General features: G+C 68.4%; 22 protein-coding genes and 1 tRNA gene. 12 read left to right on the top strand and 11 right to left on the bottom strand.

Annotated features, from left to right (window positions below):
- Nucleotides 1-4 precede the first annotated feature (4 nt).
- Nucleotides 5-1,906, bottom strand: a complete 1,902-nt coding sequence (locus BKA14_RS00270; RefSeq protein WP_184948946.1) for an N-6 DNA methylase — start codon at nucleotides 1,904-1,906, stop codon at nucleotides 5-7.
- A 388-nt stretch (nucleotides 1,907-2,294) separates the two neighbouring features.
- Here BKA14_RS00270 and BKA14_RS43405 point away from each other — a divergent pair, with 388 nt between their 5' ends.
- The 7 genes from BKA14_RS43405 to BKA14_RS00235 all read left to right on the top strand — a co-directional run bounded on the left by BKA14_RS43405 (nucleotide 2,295) and on the right by BKA14_RS00235 (nucleotide 12,413).
- A complete protein-coding gene (locus BKA14_RS43405) occupies nucleotides 2,295-2,645 on the top strand; it encodes a DUF4352 domain-containing protein (RefSeq protein WP_239093686.1) in 351 nt (116 codons plus the stop codon).
- Nucleotides 2,642-3,076: a hypothetical protein gene (locus BKA14_RS00260; protein WP_184948944.1), complete on the top strand. Its 435-nt coding sequence runs from the start codon at nucleotides 2,642-2,644 to the stop codon at nucleotides 3,074-3,076. Before BKA14_RS43405 ends, BKA14_RS00260 begins: the two co-directional genes overlap by 4 nt.
- A 65-nt stretch (nucleotides 3,077-3,141) precedes the next feature.
- Nucleotides 3,142-3,573: a hypothetical protein gene (locus BKA14_RS00255; protein WP_184948943.1), complete on the top strand. Its 432-nt coding sequence runs from the start codon at nucleotides 3,142-3,144 to the stop codon at nucleotides 3,571-3,573.
- A gap of 49 nt (nucleotides 3,574-3,622) precedes the next feature.
- Nucleotides 3,623-4,699 (top strand): EcsC family protein, encoded by a 1,077-nt coding sequence (locus tag BKA14_RS00250; protein ID WP_184948942.1) that lies wholly within the window; start codon nucleotides 3,623-3,625, stop codon nucleotides 4,697-4,699.
- Nucleotides 4,700-5,541: 842 nt separating this feature from the next.
- Nucleotides 5,542-10,029, top strand: coding sequence for a PDDEXK-like endonuclease domain-containing protein (locus BKA14_RS00245; protein WP_184948941.1), 4,488 nt, complete (start codon nucleotides 5,542-5,544; stop codon nucleotides 10,027-10,029).
- Nucleotides 10,026-10,913: a hypothetical protein gene (locus BKA14_RS00240; RefSeq protein ID WP_184948940.1), complete on the top strand. Its 888-nt coding sequence runs from the start codon at nucleotides 10,026-10,028 to the stop codon at nucleotides 10,911-10,913. Before BKA14_RS00245 ends, BKA14_RS00240 begins: the two co-directional genes overlap by 4 nt.
- Nucleotides 10,914-11,189: 276 nt before the next feature.
- Nucleotides 11,190-12,413, top strand: a complete 1,224-nt coding sequence (locus BKA14_RS00235) for a competence protein CoiA family protein (RefSeq protein WP_438861865.1) — start codon at nucleotides 11,190-11,192, stop codon at nucleotides 12,411-12,413.
- A gap of 352 nt (nucleotides 12,414-12,765) precedes the next feature.
- Here BKA14_RS00235 and BKA14_RS00230 read toward each other — a convergent pair.
- The 3 genes from BKA14_RS00230 to cmk all read right to left on the bottom strand — a co-directional run bounded on the left by BKA14_RS00230 (nucleotide 12,766) and on the right by cmk (nucleotide 14,955).
- A tRNA-Pro gene (locus BKA14_RS00230) sits at nucleotides 12,766-12,842 on the bottom strand.
- Nucleotides 12,843-12,892: 50 nt separating this feature from the next.
- Nucleotides 12,893-14,278: a ribosome biogenesis GTPase Der gene (gene der / locus BKA14_RS00225; RefSeq protein ID WP_239093688.1), complete on the bottom strand. Its 1,386-nt coding sequence runs from the start codon at nucleotides 14,276-14,278 to the stop codon at nucleotides 12,893-12,895.
- Nucleotides 14,275-14,955: a (d)CMP kinase gene (gene cmk, locus BKA14_RS00220; RefSeq protein WP_239093690.1), complete on the bottom strand. Its 681-nt coding sequence runs from the start codon at nucleotides 14,953-14,955 to the stop codon at nucleotides 14,275-14,277. The genes der and cmk overlap by 4 nt, the downstream gene beginning before the upstream one ends.
- A gap of 107 nt (nucleotides 14,956-15,062) precedes the next feature.
- On the opposite strand from cmk, the gene BKA14_RS00215 reads away from it, so the two are divergent.
- The gene (locus tag BKA14_RS00215; protein WP_184948937.1) at nucleotides 15,063-15,722 is read left to right on the top strand and encodes an enoyl-CoA hydratase/isomerase family protein; all 660 of its coding nucleotides are present in this window, start codon (nucleotides 15,063-15,065) and stop codon (nucleotides 15,720-15,722) included.
- A 138-nt stretch (nucleotides 15,723-15,860) separates the two neighbouring features.
- On the opposite strand, the gene BKA14_RS00210 is transcribed toward BKA14_RS00215, so the two are convergent.
- Nucleotides 15,861-16,463 (bottom strand): TetR/AcrR family transcriptional regulator, encoded by a 603-nt coding sequence (locus BKA14_RS00210; RefSeq protein WP_184948936.1) that lies wholly within the window; start codon nucleotides 16,461-16,463, stop codon nucleotides 15,861-15,863.
- A 176-nt stretch (nucleotides 16,464-16,639) separates the two neighbouring features.
- Between BKA14_RS00210 and BKA14_RS00205 the strand changes: the two genes are divergently transcribed.
- On the top strand, nucleotides 16,640-17,578 hold the full coding sequence (locus tag BKA14_RS00205; RefSeq protein WP_184948935.1) for an NADP-dependent oxidoreductase: 939 nt from the start codon (nucleotides 16,640-16,642) through the stop codon (nucleotides 17,576-17,578).
- Here BKA14_RS00205 and BKA14_RS00200 read toward each other — a convergent pair.
- Nucleotides 17,568-17,849, bottom strand: a complete 282-nt coding sequence (locus tag BKA14_RS00200; protein ID WP_184948934.1) for a hypothetical protein — start codon at nucleotides 17,847-17,849, stop codon at nucleotides 17,568-17,570. The genes BKA14_RS00205 and BKA14_RS00200 overlap by 11 nt on opposite strands.
- Nucleotides 17,850-17,920: 71 nt before the next feature.
- Between BKA14_RS00200 and BKA14_RS00195 the strand changes: the two genes are divergently transcribed.
- A complete protein-coding gene (locus tag BKA14_RS00195) occupies nucleotides 17,921-18,124 on the top strand; it encodes a hypothetical protein (protein ID WP_184948933.1) in 204 nt (67 codons plus the stop codon).
- 43 nt (nucleotides 18,125-18,167) lie between these two features.
- Here the strand turns inward: BKA14_RS00195 and BKA14_RS00190 are convergent, their stop codons facing one another.
- The 5 genes from BKA14_RS00190 to BKA14_RS00170 form a co-directional block, all read right to left on the bottom strand.
- Complete coding sequence (locus BKA14_RS00190; RefSeq protein ID WP_184948932.1) at nucleotides 18,168-18,629, bottom strand: DUF4383 domain-containing protein; 462 nt, start codon at nucleotides 18,627-18,629, stop codon at nucleotides 18,168-18,170.
- A gap of 58 nt (nucleotides 18,630-18,687) precedes the next feature.
- Nucleotides 18,688-19,425, bottom strand: a complete 738-nt coding sequence (locus tag BKA14_RS00185) for a pseudouridine synthase (protein ID WP_184948931.1) — start codon at nucleotides 19,423-19,425, stop codon at nucleotides 18,688-18,690.
- The gene (gene scpB / locus BKA14_RS43040) at nucleotides 19,412-20,380 is read right to left on the bottom strand and encodes an SMC-Scp complex subunit ScpB (RefSeq protein WP_239093725.1); all 969 of its coding nucleotides are present in this window, start codon (nucleotides 20,378-20,380) and stop codon (nucleotides 19,412-19,414) included. The genes BKA14_RS00185 and scpB overlap by 14 nt, the downstream gene beginning before the upstream one ends.
- Nucleotides 20,381-20,952: 572 nt before the next feature.
- Complete coding sequence (locus tag BKA14_RS00175) at nucleotides 20,953-22,080, bottom strand: segregation and condensation protein A (protein WP_184956460.1); 1,128 nt, start codon at nucleotides 22,078-22,080, stop codon at nucleotides 20,953-20,955.
- 210 nt (nucleotides 22,081-22,290) lie between these two features.
- Nucleotides 22,291-22,698, bottom strand: coding sequence for a hypothetical protein (locus BKA14_RS00170; RefSeq protein WP_184948929.1), 408 nt, complete (start codon nucleotides 22,696-22,698; stop codon nucleotides 22,291-22,293).
- A 150-nt stretch (nucleotides 22,699-22,848) separates the two neighbouring features.
- Between BKA14_RS00170 and BKA14_RS00165 the strand changes: the two genes are divergently transcribed.
- Together BKA14_RS00165 and BKA14_RS00160 are read left to right on the top strand one after the other, a co-directional pair.
- Nucleotides 22,849-23,304 carry a MarR family winged helix-turn-helix transcriptional regulator gene (locus BKA14_RS00165; protein ID WP_239093693.1) on the top strand — a complete coding sequence of 152 codons (456 nt, stop codon included), beginning with the start codon at nucleotides 22,849-22,851 and terminating at the stop codon, nucleotides 23,302-23,304.
- Nucleotides 23,301-23,831 (top strand): GNAT family N-acetyltransferase, encoded by a 531-nt coding sequence (locus BKA14_RS00160; RefSeq protein WP_184948928.1) that lies wholly within the window; start codon nucleotides 23,301-23,303, stop codon nucleotides 23,829-23,831. The genes BKA14_RS00165 and BKA14_RS00160 overlap by 4 nt, the downstream gene beginning before the upstream one ends.
- The last annotated feature ends 56 nt before the right edge of the window (nucleotides 23,832-23,887 follow it).

Below are 23,887 nucleotides of genomic sequence, written 5' to 3'. Positions count from 1 at the left end.
TTCCTCAGTTCTTCTCGGTGGGACGCAGCTTGCCAAACGCCAGACCTTCGACGGTCAGCCGAGTCATCTCGACCGAAAGGTCCGTTACCTGCCTGGCCATTCGGTTCAACTGGTATAGGCGCTCGAACGCTGCGCCGTGGCGGGACTGCTCTGCTATCGGGATTCGGGGCACCTGAGCCTTCCTGATGTCGAGGCGCAGGGTGCCGGAGAGGCTGCTGGCCTGGCGTTCGTTCGCGGCGGTGCGAAGGTGGGCAGCGAGGAACCAGGGGTCCAGCACCTGCGGGTCGCAGCGTAGGAGGTAGAGGTTGCGGCCGAGCAGGATCTCGGCATCCCCGGCTTCGACAACCGTAGTGGCGAGATGGCGAGCCACCAGCGGGACGACGACGTCGCCGGCCTTGAGCGGGATGCGCTGGCTCAGCCGTTCGTCGCTTCGTTGCGCACTTCTCTGCCCCGTGACGTCTTGCGCGGTGAGCACGCGCGCGTCGGCCGGTTCGCCGTCGTCGCCGCGGATGGGGCCGAGGATCTCGAGGGCTCCGCTGCGTGCCAGGTCGGCGATGGCGATTGTGGGCAGTGGGAACGAGTCTTCTTCCGTAGCTTTCAAAGCGGCCGGCACACGCCGGCCCAGCTCCTGCGCCAGGCCCTTGAGGAGGTGCTGGTTGGCTTCCAGTTCCCGTACGAGATGGGCGTGTTCCAGGCCTGCCGGGGCGTGCCGGGCCGGGGTGAGGTCGACCTCGGCGTCCAGCAGGTCGATGACCGGGATCTCGTGGGCGAATGTTGCCTGCGTGAGGTCGCCACCACCGAGGAAGGTCTCCACCGCTTCCGCGATCCCGTCGAAGGTCTCGGGCAGGTCCATCGGGTCGGGCGTGGCGAGGGCGCGGCCGTCGGCGAGCAGCACTGTGGGGGCGGGAGCGCCGGCGGCGCGCTGGAGAATCCATACGTGCAGGGCGCCCGCGATCGCGGTGGTGGCGCCCGGAGGAAGGGCGATGACGGCCCGCAACGCGCCCTTGCGGAGCAGCTCGGCCCGGATCCGCCGGCCGGCCCGGCGCGCCGCGGCCGACGGCGGCATGAGCAGCACGGCCGTACCGCCCGGTTTGAGATGCGCGTGCGCATGCTGCACCCAAGCCAGTTCGGGCTCGGTGCGTGGCGGCACGCCGAATTCCCACCGGAGGTCGTAGCCGAGGTCCTCCTGCCCCCAGTTGGTCTGGCCGAACGGCAGGTGGCCGAGCACGGCGTCGACGGCGAGCCCCGGGAAGGCGTCGGCGCGTAGGGAGTCGCCGATCCTGATTTCGCCGGTCACCTCGTCGACGGCGAGCCAGGCCGCGGCGAGCCGTGCGGTCGGCTCGTCGATGTCCTGGCCGAAGACCTCGGCCGCCCCGGCCTCGGCCGCCGTCCGCAGCAGCTGGCCGTTTCCGCAGGCCGGGTCGAGCACGGTGCCGGCGCTGATCCCGGCCAGGCGGACCATCAGGGCAGCCAGGTGGTCGGGCGTGCTGGCGGCTCGCCGGGCGGGTGTGTCGGCGAACTGCGCCCACAACTGGTGCAGCGTCTCCCTGGCCCCTCCTCCTTTCGGCCGGGCGACCAGCGCATCGAGCTCGGCCCGCAGTGAGGCGTCGGTCAAGGGCCGGGTACCGCTGAGCTGCTCGGCGGCTCGGGCTATCGCCTCAGCCGGATCCGTCTGGGCTTCGACCATGTCGCGCCAGAACCGGTGTTCGTCCGGGATGGCGAGCGCCTTGCCGTTGTCGGTGAGCCAGCGATCGACCTCCGCGAGGTCGAACTGAGGGCTCGCCACCGTGCCGCCGACCGGTGCCGGAAAGGTCTCGTAGCGCTTCCGCCAGTTGCTGACCGCCGCTCGGCCAACCCCTGCGAAGCGCGCGATGTCGGCTGCGGTGACTCTCGCTCGTCGTTCCACGCCACTAGTGTACACAGCCGCTTCGCCTAGTATCTGTTGACTCCATTAACGGATTATGCTTCCATAGATATCGTCGCCGCAATGAGTTGCTGTGTACGCCACATCCCTCGAATACCGGGAGCTCCCATGTCCTCTTCCCAGCTGCAACAGCTCGTCTCCGCCAAGCCGACCCAGCGCCGCACCTGGGCCTGGATCGCCGGCGGAGCCGCGGCCTTCATGCTTCTGGCCTGCGGTGTCAGCTCCGGAGACGACACCAGCGAAGACGCCGGCGCCGAGACCGCGGCCGCCGCGCCGGCCAAGCAGTCCACAAAGAAGCCGGAAGCCACCAAGCAGGAGAAGAGGGCGCCCGGCCTGCGACCCGGTCCGCGACGGCAAGTTCGAGTTCACGGTGACCGGCGTGAAGTGCGGCGTCGCCAAGGTCGGCAACCAGTACCTCAACGAGAAGGCGCAGGGCCAATTCTGCCTTGTCAGCATTCAGATCAAGAACATCGGCAAGGAGGCGCAGACGATGTCTGACTCCGTGCAGAAGGCATACGACGCCAAGGGCACCGAGTTCTCCGTGGACTCCGGGGCGGCGATCCACGCCAACGAGGACCAGCAAGTCTTCTTCGAGGAGATCAACCCAGGCAACACGGTGAAGGGCAAGCTCGTCTTCGACATCCCGAAGGACACCAAGCTGACCAGCCTTGAGCTGCACGACTCGCTGTTCTCTGGCGGCGTCAAGGTGGCCCTTAAGTGACCCGGCCTCTCAAGGCGCTGCTCTTCGGGCTGCTCGGGGCGACGCTCCTGTCCGCGGCGACGATTACCGGAGCAGTGGCGTTCGCGTCCAAGGGAGTGGCGACCACGCCGGCGGCCGCACCGTCGTTCGATCCGATCACGCCGGCTGCCACGACGACTGCGCCCACCGTCAGCCCGACGCTGTCGCTCGCCGATCTAGACCTCACTCCCAAGGTCGTGAAGAACCAATGCTTCGGCTCGGCCGGTTGCAGCGTGTTGGTCAAGGTCGAGATGGGGTACGGCGGCACCCCGCTCATTCTTGACGAGACGTGGGAGGTCACGTACGAGCTCACCGGCGACGAGACCGGTCCGATCATCGGCACTTTCGAGCTGGCCGGTAGCAGGTACGACCAGGACGAGATTCACCTAAGCACTCGCAGCAGCAAACCATAAGCGCCGTGAAGGCGACCGACGTCATCCTCGTCGGCTGAGGACCACGACAGACCTGGGAACTGGTGATGAGACTCGAACGCCGAGACCTCGACCTCTACATCGTCGCCGAATGGGAGCGTGACGAGGGGCAGGCCGATCAGACGGGCCCACGGCGGCTCGCCGTTGAAGTGGCCGCTGACAGCCCACACGGCATCACCGCGGGCGTGATGCGGCGCGCCGCTCGCCACCTCGGCGAGATGACCGACGAATTCAACGCCGCTCCGGTGGTCGGCGCCTACGAGACCATGGTGCGCCGCTATGTCGAAGACCGCGTCGCCGCGCTGCCCGACGACGGCGACGACTACCACCGCGGTCTGCTCGGCATCCACGCCGACCTCGTCGAGCGCGGTTACGAGGCGCCGGAGAAGGCACTCGCGCGTGCCATGCGCGTACCGCAGAAGACCGTGCATGCCTGCCTCCTGGTCGCGCGGCAGCGGCTCGGGCGCGAAAGTGCCTGAGCGGACGGTTCGAGGCCATTCAGCCGCCCGTTCAGCGACTCTGATTAGCTTGGCGATCTTCGACGACTCGATAGGAACTCAGATGCAGGAAAAGATGCAGGAAAACATGTCCGAGTACGAACGCCGGGCGTGGTCCAGCGTGCTCGACAATGAGCGCCGGCGCCGCAACGGCCTGGGCTCACGCGTGGCCAACCAGGTCGCCCGGGTCACCAAGCTGGCCGGCGCGCAGGTCAGGAAGATCCCCGGAGCCGGCAAGGCCCTGGAGATCGGTGACGAGACGATCCTCAAAGGGCTGGAGGGCGGCTTCAAGGCCATCTTCCTGCCCGCCGTGCGTTCGGCGTCGTTGGAGCAGCGCGTCGAGAAGCTCCGCCGCAAGCATCCGGACCTGGATGAGAAGTCGCCGTTCGCGTCGCTGGATCTCAAAGACCTCGACAAGGGCCGGCCCACCTTGACGATCCCGTTCCTCGGCGTCCTGGAGTCCGGCCTCGCTTCCGTCGCGGTCACCGGAGCGACGGTCAGTACGACGGTCAGCGGTGGCACGACGGCGGGTGTCGCCGTCCTGGCGGTGGCGTCCGACACGGTGGCCTCGTTGGCGCTGCTCGGCCGTGCGGTGGCCGAGGTGGCCGTCCATTACGGCTACGACCCGCGTGAGCCCGAGGAGGAGCTGTTCCTCATGGGTGTCCTGAACTACAGCATGGCGTCGTCGTCGACGAGCAAGACGGCTGCCCTGGCGAGCCTGTCGCGCCTCACCCAGCAGATGATGCGCCGCACGACCTGGGAAAAGCTGGGCAAAGAGCCGCTCGTCAAGGTCCTCCTGCAGATCTTCAAGCTGCTCGGAGTGAGGCTCACCAAGGCGCGGCTCGCCCAGGTGGTGCCGATCGCCGGCGGCATTGTCGCGGCCGGCCTCAGCTTCACCATGCTCCATTCGGCCATCGACGACGCGACGCGCCTCTACCGCGCCCGCTACCTGGCCGAGAAGCACGGTCTCTCGTGGGAAGAATGGATCAACGAGTCGGCGGCGACGGTCGACGTGGAGGCGGACTCGGTCGTCGATGCGACCGCCGTCGAAATCGATGGCCTGCTCGATGGTGTGAGCGCCGGCAAGGACGGATCTGACGTCGCGTGACCAGGTCAACCGTATAGGACTTGCGCACCGAACGCGGGCAGTACCGTTTGGCGCAGGCATCTATAGCGGTCGACGGTCTGCGTGACGATGCGCCCTTCGAGGCTAATCTCCTCGAGCCACAAGTCCGCCAGGCTGCTCACCCGCGTGGCGGCGGTCAGTTCATGCCGGGCGCGGTCCCCCCAGCTTCGCGATCAGCCTGATTTTCGCCCGCTGCCGGCTGCTCTCGTATGCCCGGACGACACGGGCGACATCGTCGGTGTCTCGGAACGTTGCCCATGCCTGCCACTTACCTGGTCTCCGCTCGGCATAGCGGATGGGGCCCTGCTGCCGAGGGGAATGCGTAATCTCGACATCTTCAGCTCTGCGGTCTCGCGCCCGCCGATGACGCTGCACCGCGCTTCAGCCGGAATGTCCTGCCCCTCGTGGGGGGGTCGGCATTTGCGGTCGTTCGTCGACGGTCTGTAGGCCGAGCCCGCCAGTCGTCGGGTTGGCACGGGCATCAAGGGGCAACGCTCCGCCGCACTGGTCGCGCTTGATCAGCATTGCGTCAGTGTGCAGCGCCGCCAGGTCGGCGACGAATTCCCAGGCGCCCGACCCGCTGTGACGCTTCAAGGTCCTGACGTTCCATGTCAGTGCCGCCAGCTGGCTTGATCCCATGGTCCGGCACCCGATCGCCAGACGACATGAGACCTTCTCAATATTCACTCATCCCGCATGATGCGAACACTTCTTGCAACTGTCCATGGCGGATCGGCATTCTGGTCTGCTGCCTTCCGGACGACATGGAGGTGGGTGCAGCAGTGGGAGTAGACCAAGAGGCGTTGCGCAGGAGTACTTCGCTGATGGAGTTCCTTGCCGACGTCACCGCCGCATCGGAGCGAGATCCGATTCGCGACATTCTGGCCGGGGGCGCCAAGTCTCCGGATCCGATCATCTGGCTGGACCGGCTGCCGGCTGGCATTCGGCTGACGACCAGTGCCGCCGACGGTGTGATCCTGCGGGTCAAACCCCGGCAGCTGGCGCCGGAGCCGCCTGCACCGCCGGTCCTGGCCGACTGGGTTGAGCCCGAAGGAGTTCGTACGCACGAGGGCCCAGCACCACGCTTGGCCGAGATTGGGCCGCTGAGCCTTCCGTCGTGGGAACGCACCAAGCCGCCGCCGACGGTGACGTCCGCGTTCGCCCGTTGGCTGGCGACGTGGACGCAGTGGGCGCAGCAGCAGCGTTTGGCGCAGCAGCACCGGAGTTTGTACGAGATGCTCGAGCATTCCGCGAAGCTGCTCGAGCAGCAGGACGACGAGTTCGAGATGGTGCTGGGAACGGGGCTGCTGCGCTGGCAGAGCCCTGAGGGTGACGCTCTGCGCCGGCATCTGCTCGTCGAGACCGTGGTGCCGCGTCTGAATCGGGCCACAGCGGAGATCACTGTTGCGGTCGTGTCTGGCCGTAGGCGCTTGGAGGACCGCCAGGTACTCGGTGATCAGGACGGCTTCTATCCAGATCGAGGACGCGCCCAGCGTGAGCAGGTCGTTGATCCGGACTTGGCCGTGTTTGATGCGCAGCTGGTGGACCGGTTGACGGGCTGGCTAGGTGTCACGCTGGACACGGTCGTGGGCACCGACGGCCCGGAGGCGGGGCTGGGCGGTCCGTTGCCGGTCAGGCCGGTGCTCACGGCGTCGCCGGCGCTGCTGGTGCGGCCCCGGAGCCGGGCGTTGCTCGCCGAGACGTACAAGAAGATTGCGGTCGCGTTGCGGCAGCCCGGCGCCGACGTGCCGGTAGCGCTGGCGCAGTTGGTGACCGAGACCGAACCGGAGCAGCGCCGGGCGTGGCTGGACCGGCAGGGGGCGGTCGCCGGTGACGTTCTGGGTGATGATCCGCTGTTCCCGTTGCCGACCAATGACGAGCAGCGGCGCGTCATGGATCTGCTGCGCACCGAGACAGGTGTGGTGGTGCAGGGGCCGCCGGGGACCGGCAAGACGCACACCATCGCGAACCTGGTGTCCGCGCTGATGGCCCGCGGGCAGCGGGTGCTGGTGACCAGTCAGAAAGATCAGGCGCTGAAGGTGCTGCGGAAGAAGATTCCGCCGGAGCTGCGCCGGTTGTGTGTACTGCTGGCCGGTGGCAGCAAGGACACCGCGACTGAGCTGCGTCAGGGGTTGGACGCGTTGTCGGCGGCGATTTCGGATCCTGGTTCCGCCCAGCTGCCGGAGCGAATTACAGCGTTGACCGCTCAGCGGCTGGCGCTGCGGGGAAGGCGCGCTGAGCTCAACTCGCAGATTCAGGCGCTGCGGCAGGTGGAGTACACCGACTTCGGCCCGTTAGTGCCGGGTTTCTCGACCAGTTTCTATGTCGGCTCCCCTGGGCAGTTGGTCCGCCAGATCGCTCAAGGACGGCCTCGGTACGGGTGGATGCCGCCGGTACGCGTCGAGGACCCTGACGAGCCGCCGTTGCCGACGGCCGAGGCGCTCGAGTTGTTGAGGCTGCTGGCCGGTGACACTTCCGCCCGTCGGCAGCGGCTGCAACAGCGCATCCCGGCCACGGCGGAACTGCCGTCTCCGGCCGCGCTGCTGGAGGGCGTACGCGCCGAGCAGCAGGCGCAGGCGACCGCGGACACCGCTAGCGACCCTGCTACCCAGCGTCTCGCGGGCATCGGCGCGCAGGCATTGACCGAAATCGAGGCGTTGGCCGGCACCGTTCACGACGCTCTGGGTCGGCTACGGTTCGACAAGCAGGCGCAGCCACCGGGCAACCGGCGATGGCTTGGCCCGGCTGTTGCGGATCATCTGGCCGGCCGGCACACCGGATTGTGGGGTCACCTGGTCGAGGTTCGCGGCACCGCCGGCCGGTTGCAGCAGGCGTTGCAGGCCCGCGGCGTCGGCGCGGTAGTCGAATTACGCCGGCCTCTGTCCGAGCTCGGCGCCGGCACGGTGCGGGGTCTGCTTGCCGACGGAGCAGCTTTGCGCGCCTATTTCGACGGCGGCGGCAAGCTGCGCAAGATGTGGCCGTCAGCTTCGCAGAAACGAGCTCAGACGCTACTTGATCTGGTCACCGTCAACGGCCAGGTCCCGACCACCGTCGACGATCTAGACACCGCCCTGGAGTATCTGCAGGCCGAGGCGGACGTCGCCCAACTGGTCGGCAAGTGGGCTGACGTGCAGGTCGAGATACCGAACGGGTCCCTCACCCGGCGGCTGTCGGAACTGCACGACGCAGACGAACTCCTCGGGGACGTACTCGCTGTTCGTAGCTCCCAGCAGGCGATCGCCGCCTTGCTCGCTCGGCACGGGCTGCGATGGGATCTGTCGACGCTGGCCAACCTGCTGCAGGTGATCCGGGCCGTGCCTGCGGCCCGCTACCACGTCGCCCTGCGCCAGGCCCGGCACCAGGTCAACGAGCTGTACGCACGCGTCCGGCAGTGGGCCACCGCCGAGGAGGCCTGCCCGGAACTGACCGCCCTGCTGGAGGCGATCGGAGCCCGCAACGTCGACGCCTACCGCGACGGGTTGGACGCCCTCGCAAACGCTCGCAGCGAGAAGGCGGACGCTGTCCGCTGCCGCAACCTGTTCGGGGTGCTGCGAGCAGGGCATCCCGGCCTGGCTGACATGCTCGCCCGGAGCTGGCACGAGCCGCAGTGGCCGGACCTGCTCGCCGACCTGCCCGCGGCGTGGGCGTGGGCGAAAGCCCGCCAGTTCCTGACCGAGCTGCGCAACACCGACCAGGAACGCCAACTGGTCGCCGAATACGACCAGATCGACGACACCATCGACCGCGTCACCGCCCAGCTTGCCGGCGCGCAAGCCCTTCACGCGTGCCTGGACCGGATGACCGACACCCACGCCCGCGCACTGCGCAGCTACCGCGAACACCACACCAACGCCGGCGCTGGCGGAGGCAGCAAGGCCCGCGACTTCCAGCGAGCCGGTAGGGCCGCCATGGAGAAGGCCAAAGGCGCCGTGCCCGTATGGGTCGTTCCCTTGCCGAACCTGCTGGACAACATCGCTGCCCAACCGGACGCGTTCGACGTCATCATCGTCGACGAAGCCAGTCAGGTAGGCGTGGAACACCTTTTCCTGCTGTGGATGGCACCGCGGGTCATCGTCGTCGGCGACGACCAGCAATGCACACCCGGCACCGTCCGCATGGGCCGCAGCCTCGACCAGATCTTCGACAGCATGCGCGAATACCTCAGCCAACTGGATGCCGAGATCCGGCTCAACTTCACCCCCAAAACCAACCTGTACGGGCTGCTGACCAGCCGCTCCGGCAAAGACGCCGTGGTCCGGCTGCGGGAACACTTCCGCTGCGTACCGGAGATCATCAACTGGTCGTCGCAGCAGTTCTACGACGACGGCGCCGGCAGCAGCGGCCTGGTGCCGCTACGCGAACGCCGCGCCGGCGCCCTGAAGCCGTTGCGGGTCGAACACGTCACCGACGGGTTCACCGAACGGCGCGACGCCGCGATCCGCAACCCGATCGAAGCCAAGCGCCTGGTCGCTCACCTGCTGGAGTGCCTGGCCGATCCTGCCTACGACGGGAAGACCTTCGGGATCGTCGTCATGCAGGGCACCGGACAGATCAAACTCTTGGAACACGAGATCAACGAAGCTATACCCGCGCAGGTCCGCGTCGAACGACAGATCCGGGTCGGGTCGCCGCCAAACTTTCAGGGCGACGAACGCGACGTCGTGTTCCTCAGCCTCGTCAGCACCGAAACGCGGGTCACCCGCAACACCACCCTGTTCAAGCAGTTCTGCAACGTCGCCGCCAGCCGGGCCCGCGACCAGATGTGGCTGTTCACCTCGGTGGCGCCGGGCACCTTCAAACCCGGCGATCTACGAGGCTCACTGATCGACTACATGCTCCGAACCCCACCGGTGTACGGCAGTTCCCCCGACCTGGATGCGGTCAGCGACGCCAAACCGACCGACCCGTTCGAGTCACTGTTCGAGCAACGCGTCTTCCGCAAGATCCGCGAACGAGGCTTCTTTGTCGTGCCGCAGTTCCCCGTCGGAACCCGATTCCTGGACCTTGTCGTGGTCGGTGACGGCAGCCGCCTCGCCGTCGAATGCGACGGCCACCAATGGCACACCTCCCCCGCTGACACCGCGGCCGACGCTCGCCGTGACCGGGAACTGCGCCGCATGGGCTGGAACGTCGTCCGGATCCGCGAAAGCGAATTCGAGTTCGACCCCGACCGTGAACTCGCCACACTGTGGCGGCGCCTCGACGAACACGGCATCCGTCCTCACTCCCCAGCGGAAGCCGATCCTGGCGACGCTTCCTGGAAGCCCGTCGTCCTGCCGGCCGACGATGACGATCAAGGAACTGAGCTGTGACCACCGCTGACACCGTCACCATCAAACTCGACGACAATATCCTCGACCGGCTCGCCGGGATCATTTGCGGAGGCGACGACAGCCCCGTCTACCGCACCGGCTGGCAGATCACCACCCTGTTCGAAGCCGCCGGATGGCGCCGCGTTGGCGAGGTCGACGGCGGCCGCCGCGCCTGGGTCGCCGACCTGCTGCGCCAGCGCCGCAATGAACCCGACGCCCTGCGCCGGCTGCTGCTGCGCCTAGCCGACCCCCGCGAGTACCTCGACAACGACGACGCCCGCGTCGCCGTCGTTGAGGAACTGAACACGCTGCTCGCCCTCGACGGTTACCAGATCATCTACACCGGCAGCCGCCCGGAACTGATCACCCAGGCCCCGACGATGAACCGGGCTGCCATGCGCACACCGGTCCAGCTCACTGCCGACCTCACCACCATTGTCAGCGACCGTCGATTCGGCCAGCAGCTGCGCCACCGGCTGGAAGAAGCTCACGCCTGCTGGCAGTCCGGCGCCTGTCTCGCCGCGGTCATCATGCTCGGCAGCACTCTCGAAGGCGTCCTCTACGACGTCGCTCTCGCCCGGCACACCGGCGGACCGCAGCCCAGCGACTACCTCGAAGAATTGATCAAACTCGCCGAACGGCAGAAATGGATCGGCCAAGACCTCATCGACTACCTGAAAGTACTGCGCAACCACCGCAACCTGATCCACCCAAAGAAGCAATGGACCCAGCAATACACGCTCGAGGACGACACCGTCCGGATCGCCTGGAACGTCGTCGTCGCCGCCATCAACGACCTCCAGGCGCTGCCCCGCCCAACGCCCCGGCCGGGCGGGCGGCCCGTGCCGACGCCACCATCGAACAGGCCTCGCCCGCGCACTTGATCGTTCGGCAACGCCAACACAACGAGTCCTGCACGCGATCGTAAGCCGCCGCCGAGCATCACCATGATCGCCCGGCGGCGGTCTGGCCAACTCCATTATCGGCCTGACGCGACGGCCGTCCGGTACCGCGGCAAGGCCTCGTCCCAGGCAAGCGCCGACCGCCGACACGCCTTCGCTCAAAGAGACGTGGGCGGCCAGTAGCCGACGTTCTTGCAGTCGGGAACTCACGCCCTCCGCAAAGCCATAGCGAATGGCCTGTCGCACAGGTCACTATCGATGCATGCCTTTGGTGGCCCGCGGTTTGGGCGGCCGCGTCGATGCGACTCACGCCGACCTGGGCGTCGGGGTGGCATGGGAAAGCATCCACCGGGTACGTCCTCGGGTGGCGCTGCGCTGCGACGTTTGCGGCGAGTCGATGCATGCCAAGGTGTCGAAGCTCGGGTTGCGGTTTTCGCCCACGACGCCGCGCACCCTGACTGTCCACTCACTGGGGAAACCGCGAATCACAGGCTGCTGAAGTCCGCGATCGCCGCCGCCGTCCGCCAGGCCGGGTGGACCGCTGCACTGGAGGCCACCGGACCGCAGGGCCGGTGGCGTGCTGATGTGCTGGCGACCTCACCTGACGGCGCACGGCGGGTGGCCTGGGAGGCACAGCTGGCTAAGCAGCACGACGATGACACGCTTTCACGAACGGAACGCTACGCCGTTGATGGCGTGGAAGTTGTGTGGGTGTTCGACCGGCCGACAACGTCGGCTGCACCGGCGGTTACGGTCAAGGTCGAGCAGACCAGCATCCATGTAGATGGACCGCTGGCGCGGCTGCAGGTCGAACGGTGTAATCCGCGTTCGTGTTCCCGCTACTTGGACCTTCTGGTCCCGCCGCCGTGCCCCGGCCATGAGCGGTGGGAGACCGTGACATTCGGGCTGGACGCATTCGTCGGGCTCGTCTGCCAGGCGGCGGCTGTCTGGGTACGCCTTCCGGCTGGCGCAACCATCAGGCAAAGCCCTCGAATAGGATCGGCGGCCCGATGGTGGTGGACCAGCCCGGCCTACTTGCAATGGGCCGAGGCCGTCCGTGACGCGCAGCGCGCCACGGACGCTGAGGTAGTCGGTGAGCGATCGGCGCTTGAGCAGGCCAGGCAGGTGGCGCAACGGCGCCGCGCGCAAGAGGCCGAGCGGCACGCGCAGCGCATCGCCGCCCTGATGAGCCGCCAAGATCGACTTACTCCGCTGGTGATCCAACGCGTGGCCGCCGAGGCGGGCATGCGGCCATGGCATCTCCCCGCCGACTTCGAGTACGCGATGGGTGTCTCAGTCATCGCCAACCACCGCGTAGTAGCCGTAATTTGCCCTATCGCCTCCCGTATCACTGGCGACGTCGCGCACCGACTTCTCAGTGTCACGGTGTACGTAGCCAGCGAACGGGAGCGGCGGGCCGTCGCGGCCGGTTGCCACTCTGAACAGCGCATCGTCGTGCTTACCACCGGTGACTCACCCTAAGAGCGGCCACTCCAAACAGGACTTGCCCAATCGGTGCTCGTCGGCTCCGTTAGCGTCGACTCGCGCCCTATATGACGGATGAATTATCCGGCACTCATCGGCAGGCGGCGGCACCTCCCGCGCCTGCGAAAGCCATCAAGTGCGGTGAGTGCAAAAGTAAGATAAAGGTCATAAGGAACCCGACGGAGACTCGCTATGTCCGATTAATGGCTTCCCATGTGACCACGCCGAAGCACGTCTGTGACCACGCCCGTGACCACAAGATCCACTAGAGCGATCTTGGTCGAGCGATGTGCAGCCATGAAAAAGCCGCTGACCAGGACTTTCGTCCTTGCCAACGGCCTCAAAAAGCTGGTCGGGCTGACAGGATTTGAACCTGCGACCCCTTGACCCCCAGTCAAGTGCGCTACCAAGCTGCGCTACAGCCCGCCGCCGCCCGGCACGAACACCGCGCGGCAACTCCGAAAGCTTAGCAAGTCCTACCCGTGGGCCTTGCCCCGACCCCCCGGGCCCGTCTTCTTGCGCGGCTTCACCGACACCTCGATGGGCGAACCCTCGAACCCGAACTCCTCGCGGAGCTTACGTTCGACGAAGCGTTGGTAGCCGGCATCCAGTGGGCCCGTCGTGAAGAGCACGAAACGCGGCGGGGCCACGCCGGCCTGGGTGGCGAACAGGATGCGGGGGGCGCGGCCACCTCGTACGGGGTGGGGGGTGGCCTGGGTCAGGGCGGTGAGCCACTGGTTGAGCGCACCGGTCGGCACCCGCTGCTCCCAGGACGCCAGGGCGCGGCGCAGAGCGGGCGCGAGCTTGTCGACGGCCCGGCCGGTCTTGGCCGAGATGTTGACCCGGATGGCCCAGGGGATCCGCTTGAGTTCGCGTTCGATCTCCTTGTCCAGGTAGATCCGGCGGTCGGCGTCGACCAGGTCCCACTTGTTGAAGGCGATCACCAGGGCCTTGCCTGCCTCGACCACCTGGGTCAGCACCCGCTGGTCCTGCTCCGAGATGGTCTCGGCCGAGTCGAGCAGCACGACCGCGACCTCGGCCGCTTCCACCGCCCCGGCTGTGCGCAGCGACGCGTAGTACTCCGTGCCCGAGGCCTGGTTCACCCTTTTGCGCAGCCCGGCGGTGTCGACGAACTGCCAGGTCTCGCCGTCCATCTCGACGAGGCTGTCGACCGGGTCGACAGTGGTGCCGGCGACCGAGTCGACGACCGCCCGCTCCTCCTTGGACACGCGGTTGAGCAGCGACGACTTGCCGACGTTGGGCCGCCCGACCAGAGCCACGCGACGGGGGCCGCGGGGGCCGCCCTCCACGATCGGGGGCGGCGTGGGCAAGGCGTTCAGAATGTCGTCGAGCAGGTCGCCCGAGCCACGCCCGTGCAGGGCCGAGATGGGGTGCGGCTCGCCCAGCCCGAGCGACCACAGCGATACGGCTTCGAGCTCGAGCGAGTTGTTGTCCGCCTTGTTCGCGACCAGGATGACCGGTTTGTGCGAGCGGCGCAGCATCTTGACGGCGGCCTCGTCGACATCCGTGGCGCCGACGGACACGTCGACCACGAACACGACCACGTCGGCGGTCTGCACGGCGATCTCGGCCTGGGCAGCGATGGCCGCGGCCCGGTCGCGCGCGTCCGGCTCCCAGCCGCCGGTGTCGACCACGGTGAAGCGGCGGCCGTTCCACTGCGCGTCGTACGGCACGCGGTCACGGGTGACGCCGGGGACGTCCTCGACCACAGCTTGGCGGCGGCCGATGATGCGGTTGACCAGGGTGGATTTGCCCACGTTGGGGCGGCCGACCACGGCCACGACGGGGGCCGGGCCGGTGTCGGAGTCCTCGGACAGAACGCCCAAAGGGACTTCACTCACGATTTCACCTTGCTGTTTAGAAGGTTCAAGACGTACGCGACGACCTCGTCGATGCCGATGCCTGTCGTGTCGACCTCGATCGCGTCGTCGGCCAGCTTGAGCGGGTCGGTCTTGCGGGTCGAGTCGAGCTTGTCGCGGCGGGCCAGGTCGGCTTCGGTCGCCTTCACGTCGGCGCTGTCCTCGGCGCTGCGGCGCGCGGCCCGGGCGGCCGAGGAGGCGGTCAGATAGACCTTGAGGTCGGCGTCGGGCGCGACGACGGAGGCGATGTCGCGACCCTCGACGATGATGCGCGGGTGGCCGGCGATGATCGCCTGCTGCAGCGCGACGAGGTGCTTACGGACGGCGGGCACGGCGGCGACGGCCGAGACGGCCTGGGTGACCTCGACGCCGCGGATGGGCTCGTCGACGTTGGTGCCGTTGGCCGCGAAGTGCGGCGCCGCCGGGTCGGTGCCGATCGACAGCTCGGTCTCGAGCGCGATCTTCGCGATGGCGTCGGGGTCGCTCAGGTCGACCCCGGCCTGCAGAACAGCCCAGGTCACGGCCCTGTACATGGCGCCGGTGTCGAGGTAGACGCCGTCGACCCGCTTGGCCAGCCGCCGGGACACGGTGGACTTGCCGGAACCGGAGGGGCCGTCGACCGCGACCACGCACTTTTCCGGCCGTGCTTCTTCCGCCACCGTTCCTCCAAGGTTTGCCCGCCCGACCAACCCTCCCATTGTGCCCGGCGCACCGATGAGCGACGAACTAGGGTATGTTACCGGGCAGTAACCTCAGAGGAGCTGCCATGCCTGCGCTCGAACGCCACGAAGCGGTCTACGTCCTCGACCTCGGCGACGGCGAGAACCGCTTCCACCCCGACTGGCTGACCGAGGTCGAGTCCCTTCTTGACGAGGTCGAGAAAAACGACGAACCCCGCGCTCTCGTCACGAAAGCCACCGGCAAGATCTGGTCGAACGGCCTTGACCTCGAGTGGCTGATGGCCCATCCCGAGCAGTACACCGCTTACGGCGTACGCGTGCAGGCCCTGCTCACCCGCGTGCTGACCTTGCCTTTCGTCACCGTCGCGGCGCTGCAGGGCCACACATTCGCCGCCGGCGCCATGCTCTCGCTCGCCCACGACGTACGCATCATGCGCGCCGACCGCGGCTTCTGGTGCCTGCCCGAGGCCGACATCAACATCCCGTTCACGCCAGGAATGTCCGCCCTCATCCAATCGCGCCTCAACCCGCAAACCGCCCATGAGGCCATGGTTCTGGCCCGTCGTTTCGGCGGCACCGAGGCCGCGGGCCGCCACATCGTCGACCAGGCGGTCAGCGAGGACGCCGTGCTTCCCACCGCCATCGAGATCGCCGCCGCGCACATCGCCAAGGCCGGCCCCACGCTCGAAACGATCAAAACCCGCCTTTACGCCCCAGTGATCAAGGCGCTCGCGGCGCTCGATTAAGACCTTTTTCCCGTACGGCATCTCGGGCTGGACAAGAGCACTGGCGCGAACGCGAGGCTCACCGCGAGCTGAGCGAAACGCAAGGCCGTAGCGCGGCTGCGGGATGTTCCCGGTGGTCGCGCTATCCAGTGCACGCAGCTAGCTCGCCGCCCCGGGCGCCGGATGCGGCAACGGCCGTGCCCCCTCCGGACGCAGCCCGTCGAAGATGATCCCCAGATAGCGCCGCCACAGCTCCGGCGGCGCGTCGGGCACGAAGCTGACCACGTGATTCGGCGCGCACATCAGCAGGATCACGTCCATCCCCGAGATGTCCGCCCGCACCGCCCCGGCCGTTTTGGCCCGCTCGACCAGCTCGATGATCGCCGCGAACATCGCCGCCCGGGCCCCGTCCAGGCGCGCGTTCACGCCGCCGGCCTCGCGCAGGAACGACAGGTCGAGCTGCCGCTGCCGCCCCGCCGCCGCGTCCATGAACTCCAGCAGCGCCGCCCCCGCGTCCGGCGCGTCGCTCAGCTGCTGAGCCAGCGCCGCCAGCCCGTCGATGCGGTCGAGCACCACGGCCGCCAGCAGATCGTCTTTGGTCGGGAAGTGCCGGAACACGGTCCCCTTGCCGATGCCGGCTCGCCGCGCGATGTCGGCCACCGACGCGTCCAGTCCCCGCTCGGCGAACTCGGCGGTGGCCGCGGCGAGCAGCGACGCCCGGTTACGGGCCGCATCCGCCCGCAGCGGCCGTTCGTCGATCACCAGCCCACCCTAACAAGTTGACCGCCCGGTCCGTTTAGCTCTAACGTGACCACGCGGTCCGCTTACACGAGGTCATCGACGTCGGCGTCGCTATGAGCGTCGCGTCGCGTCGATGCGGGGCGTCACGTCCATCCGCCCGCGACCTAAGCACCGCCCAACCGAGGAGAACGGTTCAGATGAGGGCAGTAGTAGCCACCCAGTACGGACCCCCGGAAAGCTTCGAGCTCGCCGCCCTACCGGTGCCCGAGCCCGGTCCCGGCCAGATCCAGGTGCGCATAGCCGCCGTCTCGATCAATCCGGGCGACATCGTGATCCCCAGCGGCGCCTACAAGGAGCAGGCCCCGCTCACGTTCCCGCACGTACCGGGAAACGACTTCGCGGGCACGGTGACGAAAATCGGCGCCGGCGTCACCACGTACGGGGAAGGGAACTTGATCTTCGGTCATGCGGTGCCCCGCGCGCTGAAGGCCATGGCCGGCGCCCACCCCTCGATGACTACGGGTGCGCTGGCCGAGTATGCCGTGTTCGAGGCGGACACGCCGTTCATCGCGCACCGCCCGCCCACACTGAGCCCGACCGACGCCGCCGCTCTGCCCACGGTCGGCCTGACCACCCGCGCGCTGATGGCCACGGCGCAACCTGTCGCCGGCGAGTCGGTTCTGGTCATCGGGGCCACCGGCGGCGTCGGCACCACCCTGCTGCCGCAGCTCCGGCACACGAGAGTGATCGCCACCGGCCGCCCCGGCGACGAGGCCCTGTTGCACAAGGTGGGCGCCGGGACAGTCATCGGCTACGACGACCCTTACCCGACCGGCGTGGACCTTGTGCTCAACCTGGTTCTGCCCACTGACCGCCTGCAACGAGCCGCCTCCGCCCTGCGCCCGCAGGGACGGCTGTTCACGATCACGTTCCCGCCGCCGCGCCCCGAGATGATCGACCGTGACGACATCCGTTTCGAGCTGGTCCTCGACCTGGACGGCCGGTTCGGGGGCATGGCCGAGGTGGCCGCGCTGACGCCGACGATCGCCCGGGTCTACCCGTTCGAGCAGGCTGTGCAGGCGCTGACCGACTTCGCCCACCACCACACCGTCGGCAAACTGGTGATCACGGTCTAGGCGACACCCGGGTCCAGCCTTTCCGGTCGCCGCGCCGCGACGTCGCCGCTACACAGCGCGGGCAGATGTGACGCACCTGATCCTCCGGCGTCACGACATCGGTCGCGCGGAAGTCGAACGGAACGTGCGGGAACCGGCGCAACCGTGTACGGCTCAACGGCAGCCCGCACACTGTCTGATTCTGGCCCTGCTGCCAGGCGTGCACTTCCCCACCCGGCTGGCGCACGCCGTCCGGCGCGATCCATTCACTCGATGCGGCGACGGCATTCATGCCCGACGCATTCCCGGCGAGCGGCCGAGCATGCCTGTTTGTCTGGCGGACCTGCGGGAACCCGCTTCGGCATGACTGACGAACCCACTGATTACGAGGCTTCCCTGCGCCCGCCCGGCCACTCCGTGGAGATCCCCGTGGACGACCAGGGCGACTTGGCCCCGGAGGACAAGCGCGGCAACCGGGACGAGAGCCCACAGCCCTCGGAGGTTGACCGGGCCGGCTACAACACGCGCGACGTGGCGGGTGACTCGCCGAACTACCGGCCGGACTGAGCCGGCGTCAGGCCCGGGGCGAATCCCCGGGCCTGACCACTTCCTACCGGCGATCAACCGCGCGGACGTTGCGGGACAGCAGCAGCCCGAGTGCGATCATGCCCAGGCCCAGGCCGAGGTGCAGCCAGTCGTCGGCGTTGTTCACCGGCACGAAGTTGGCGCTCGAGTCCTGCCCGACGACCAGGCCGTAGAGCCAGAGCACCAGGTAGATCGCGCCGCCGCCGATCAGGAAGTTGCGCGCGCCCGAGGCTGTGCGGGCCAGGGCCAGGCCCGCCACGCCGAACAGCAGGTGCACGATGTTGTGCAGCACCGACACCTGGAACACGCCGAGCAGGTGCGCGTCGGAGTGGTGCCCGGCAAAGGTCATGTCGCTGTAGTTCGTCGTCACGCCGGGGATGAAACCAGCCAGTCCGACCAGCACGAATACCACGCTGACCACGAGCGCGGCGGTGCGAACGGGACTGCGTACAGCGGCAGAGTTACCGGCTGCGGAATGGGTCACCATGCGATCCGTCCTCTCCTATGGGGACGGATCGCATGCCCGGCGTACACCGGGGCAAACGTCAGTCGCCGGCCGCCTTGAACAGCGCCGCGATCTCGGCCGGGGACAGGTGCCGGAAGCCGCCCGGACGCAGATCGCCGAGGCGCACGGGCCCGACGGCGGTGCGGATCAGGCGGGTCACCGGGTGGCCGACCTCTTCCATCATGCGGCGCACGATGTGCTTGCGGCCCTCGTGCAGCACGATCTCGACCTGCGCGGTCTTGCCGAGCGCACCCAGCAGCTTGAACGAGTCGGCCTTGGCCGGGCCGTCCTCCAGCTCGACGCCGGACAGCAGCTGGCGGCCGACGTTGCGGGGCAGCGGGCCGTTGACGACCTCGGCCACGTACGTCTTCTGGATCTCGTAACGCGGGTGCGTGAGCTTGTTGGTCAGCTCGCCGTCATTGGTGATCAGCAGGAGACCCTCTGAGTCGGCGTCGAGCCGGCCCACGTGGTGCAGCCGCACGTCGAACTGGCCGACGAAATCCGCCAGTTCGGTGCGGCCCTTCTCGTCGTCGAGCGAGGACACGACGCCGCGCGGCTTGTTCAGCGCGAGGTAGACGAGCTTCGTGTTGGCGATCACCCGCTGCCCGTCGACGAGGATCTCGGCAGTGGTGGGGTCGACCTTGTCGCCGAGCTTGGCGACCTTGCCGTTGACCGTGACGCGCCGCCGGAAGATCAGGTCTTCGCAGGCGCGCCGGGATCCAACACCGGCCGCCGCCAGGACTTTCTGGAGGCGTTCGGCGGTGTCAGCCTGTGGCATCGAGCACTTCTTCCACGTCGTCGGGCAGGAACGGGGCGAGCGGCGGCAGCTGGTCGACCGAGTTGAGGCCGAGCTTCTCGAGGAACAGGCCCGTCGTGCGATACAGGTGTGCCCCGGTTTCGCCCTCGGTGCCGCATTCCTCGATCAGGCCACGAGTAGCAAGCGTACGCATGACCCCGTCGCAGTTCACACCGCGGATGGCGCTGATGCGCGAACGGGTCACGGGCTGCTTGTAGGCGACCACGGCCAGTGTCTCCAGCGCCGCCTGGGTCAGCCGCACGGACTGCCCGTCGAGAACGAACCGTTCCACGTAGGCCGCGTATTCCGGCCGCGTGTAGAGCCGCCAGCCGCCCGCCACCCGCCGCAGGTCGAAACCGTGGCCCGCCGCCGTGTACCGCGCCGACAAGTTGTCGAGCATCGCCGCGATCCGCTCGGTCGGCTGCTCCAGGATCTGCGCCAGCTGCAACTCGGCCACCGGCTCGTCGACGACCAGCATGATCGCCTCCAACGCGCCCGCCAGCTCCGCGTCCTCGGTCAACCCCGGCAGGTCAAATTCTTCCCCCGTACGGGGTGACGCCTCATCGCCGATCCCGCCGAGCTCACCGGCCCGGCGTTTCTGTCCCGGCACCTTGCCGGCGTCTCCGCCCGGGGCTTTGGACCCTCTGCCCCTGCCGCCGGCCTTCCGACCCGAGGCTTTGCCCTCATCGGCGACGGATTCGCCGGCCTCGCCGCCGTCACCCGCGACGGAGTGCCCGCCGCCGGCCGCCGTCCCGCCCGCATCGACCGCTGATTCCCGTACTCCGGTCGCCGGTTCGTCGACGCCGCCCTCGTCGCTCTCGGCCTCGTCGTCGCCGGCCGCAGCCACCGCCGCTGCCGTAGCCTCATCGCTCAGGTCGTCATCGTCGTCGTAGTCGCTGCCCGACGGCGGCACCTCTTCCGAGAACGGCAGGTCCATCTCGCCGTCGTCGGTCACATCGTCATCGGCAGCCGCGTCGAAGACGTCGCCCGCGTCATCCCCGTCGGGCGGCAACGGCGCGTCCACCGGAGTTCCCGGCTCGTCGGCGTCCGCGGCCTCGACCGCGTCCTCGACGGCCCCGGGCAACGGCAGCTCCGGGCCCGGCGCCACCTCGACGGACTCCTGCTCGCCGGCGTCAACTGCCGCGTCGACCCCCGTAGCCTCGTCTCCCGGCTCACTGAGCGCCGGTTCCTCCACAGCCGGACCCTCGCCGGCTTCGGAGGCCTGCGCCTTGACCGCCTCAACCGTGCCGCCCCCGCCGGCCGGCCCGTGCGCGTCAGCCGCCTCGGCGGACGCCTCCGCCCACTCGGGGGACGCGTCGGCCCGCTCGAACGCGGGGTCGAAGTCGTCGTCGGAGAGCCCCGACTCGTCGTCGAGCTCCCCCGCCCGGGCCCGCGCGTCAGCCTCGGCTTGTTGCTGGTATTCCCGGTCCGGAGGCCGCGGGGCCCGTTCCCACGGCGGCACCCAGGCCGCCGCCTGCGCCGCAAGTGAGTCCGGCCGCTCGTCGTTGCTCACGATCGTTCCTCCGCGTCGTCGTCTTCCCCGCCAAGATCATCGCGTCCGTCGCGCCGGCCCTCCGGCTCAGCTTCTCGACTGTCCGCCTCCGGACGTCCGCCCCCGGCAACCGCAGCGTCAGCCACGTCGAGGGCGGCCGGGATCTCGATCGGCCCGACGTCGAACGCGTCGAGATCCGAGTCGCTGTCGTCCTCGTCGTCGTCCGCGAAATCCGGAAGATCGACGACGAGCGCCTCGGTGTCGGGCATCTCCTCGCCCGGTTCGGCCGCCGCCGTGTCGATCTCCGGTTTGCTGCCCTCGTAGTCGTCGATGTCCAGCTCGGCGTCCGCCGCGTCCCCGCCGATCCACCGAACCGTCAGCTCGTCCAGCGACACCGGCTGCTCGAAGTCGATCAGGCCCTCGCGATACAGCTCCAGCAACGCCAGGAACCGGGCCACCACTTCGAGCGTGTTGTCACAGTCGGCGACCAGCAGCCCGAACGTGGCCTGCCCGGCACGCCGCAACCGGTCCCGCAGCAACGCCGCATGTTCACGCACGCTGACCCGCACCTGGTGGATGTGCGCGATCGACACCTGCGGCGGCCCGGGCTTCGGCGCGAACTGCTTCAACGCCAGCTTGAACAGCCGCTCCGGCCCGACCCCGAGCACCAGGTCGGGCAGCGCCTCGGCGTATCGGGGCTCCATCGACACCATGCGCGGCCACCGGCGCGCGCCGACGCCTTCGAGCTCCATGATGTGGGCCGCGGCCTCCTTGAAGGCCTTGTATTGCAGCAGCCGCGCGAAGAGCAGGTCGCGCGCCTCGAGCAGGGCCAGGTCTTCCTCGTCCTCGACTTCGGCCGCGGGCAGCAGCCGGGCCGCCTTGAGGTCGAGCAGGGTGGCCGCCACCAGCAGGAACTCGCTTGCCTCGCCGAGATCCCAGTCGTCGCCCATGGCCCTGATGTAGGCGATGAAGTCGTCGGTGACCTGATGCAGCGCGACCTCGGTGACGTCGAGCTTGTGCTTGCCGATCAGCTGCAGCAGCAGATCGAACGGACCCGTGAAGTTGTCCAGCCGTACGAGGAATTTGCTCTCATCGACCGGATTGCCCTCCGAGTCGACCGGCACGCCGCCACCGTCGACCGTCATGCCACCGGCGTCTTCGGGCGCACCGGTGTCACCCGCGAGGGGTGGCGGCTCCGGTGCGGGCGCGGACGGCTGGGTCGACTCTTCAGGCACGAACTGACCGTAGACCACGGCTCCGACAACCTGCTCCCGCCTCACAGGTCACTCCCATCGCTCTGAAGATCAACGCCTGATTCCCCGTCAAGTGACTCACCCTAAATGGGTACATAGAGATCAACGGCATTCCCGTACGAGGTCGACTGCCCACCCCACGAACTCGGCGATGTCCTCGTCGGGCGTGTCCGGCTCACACACCCACTCCTCGAGCGCCCGGCGCAGCGAGAGCGGAACATCCGACGTCGTGATGTCGGACTCGGCGTACAGGCTGTCGGCGTGGCACAGCCCGAGCAGGGCCACCCGCAACCCGCCGGGGCCGTCGCTCCCCCGCCCGACCAGCTCATCGGTGAGCCAGTCACGCAACTCCCACTGCGCCCCGCAGGTCATCCCGCCCGTCACGACACGGCCACCGGCACGGACGATCTGCCGCGCCCGCCGCCGACGCGCTTCGTCGGCCCGGAACGGCGCACGCAGGTAGGCGCGGACGTAGGCGGCGGCGCCGCACCGGTCAGGCGAAGGGCTCACGCCGCGCCCTGGATCAGCACGAGGCCGGGACCGCTGCCGCCCCGGGAGGTCACCTCACCCATACCGCTCGACCCCTTATTGTCCAAGTAACTTTGGCGCAAAGATACTTTGCACGTCTGCTAAATTGCAAGGGACCGGAGGGGCGGGACATTGAACCAGCAGCGGCAACGGGTCCTCGACGGTCTGCGGGAACTGGCCGCCATCCAGAGCGAGCTGGGCCGCCGGTACGCCCGCAGCCGGCAGATGCACCCCACCGACGCGGCCGCGATCGTCGAGATCATTACGGCGGAGGAGCACGGCCGCCCGCTCACCCCGGCCCGGCTGGCCGAACGGATCGGCCTCACGACGGGCGCGACCTCGATCCTGCTGAACCGGTTGGAGGACGCCGGCCACATCGTCCGGACCAGGGAGAACAGTGATCGGCGCATCGTCACCCTGCACTCCACGCCGGACATTCGCGCGGACGCCGACGACTACTACGAACCGCTCGCCCACCGGCTCGACGCCGCGCTCCACGACCATTCGCCCGCCGAGCTCGCCCTGATCGAGGCCACTGTCGACCGGCTGCGGTCGACGATCAACGCCTACTTGGAGGATCCGCGATGATCCGCCGTACGGAACGCCTGCTTCTGCGCGACTGGCGTGACGACGACCTCGACGCCCTGGCCGCAATGAACGCCGACCCCGAGGTCATGCGCTTCATCCTCGACGGCGCGGTGCGCGACCGTGAGCAGACCGCCGAGGGCCTGCAGCGGATGATGCGTTCCTGGCAGCAGAACAGGTTCGGCCTGTTCGCGGTGGAGAAGGACGGCACGCTCATCGGCTGGGCCGGCCTGGCGATCCCCGATTTCCTGCCCGAGATCCTGCCGGCCGTGGAGATCGGCTGGCGCCTGGACCGCCCCTACTGGGGTCACGGCTACGCCACCGAAGCCGCCCGCGAGGCGCTGCGGTTCGGCTTCGACGAGGCCGGGCTGGATCGCATCGTCAGCATCCGGCACGTCGAGAACGAGCGGTCGCGCCGGGTCATGGAGAAGCTGGGCCTCCGTCATGAGTTCGACACCGTGGTGCCGGGCCCCGAGCAGCCCGTCGCCGTGCACGCGATCACCAAGGCGACCGCCGGGATGCAGGCGTGACGTCGGGTCGCACGGGCAGCGGGCCGGTGGCGGATCACGTAGTGGAGGTCACGCAC

Origin of the sequence: Paractinoplanes abujensis (assembly GCF_014204895.1) — a bacterium.
GTDB classification, from domain to species: domain Bacteria; phylum Actinomycetota; class Actinomycetes; order Mycobacteriales; family Micromonosporaceae; genus Actinoplanes; species Actinoplanes abujensis.
The sequence above is the reverse complement of the archived record's forward strand: the minus strand, read 5'-3'. Positions and strand labels throughout refer to the sequence as shown.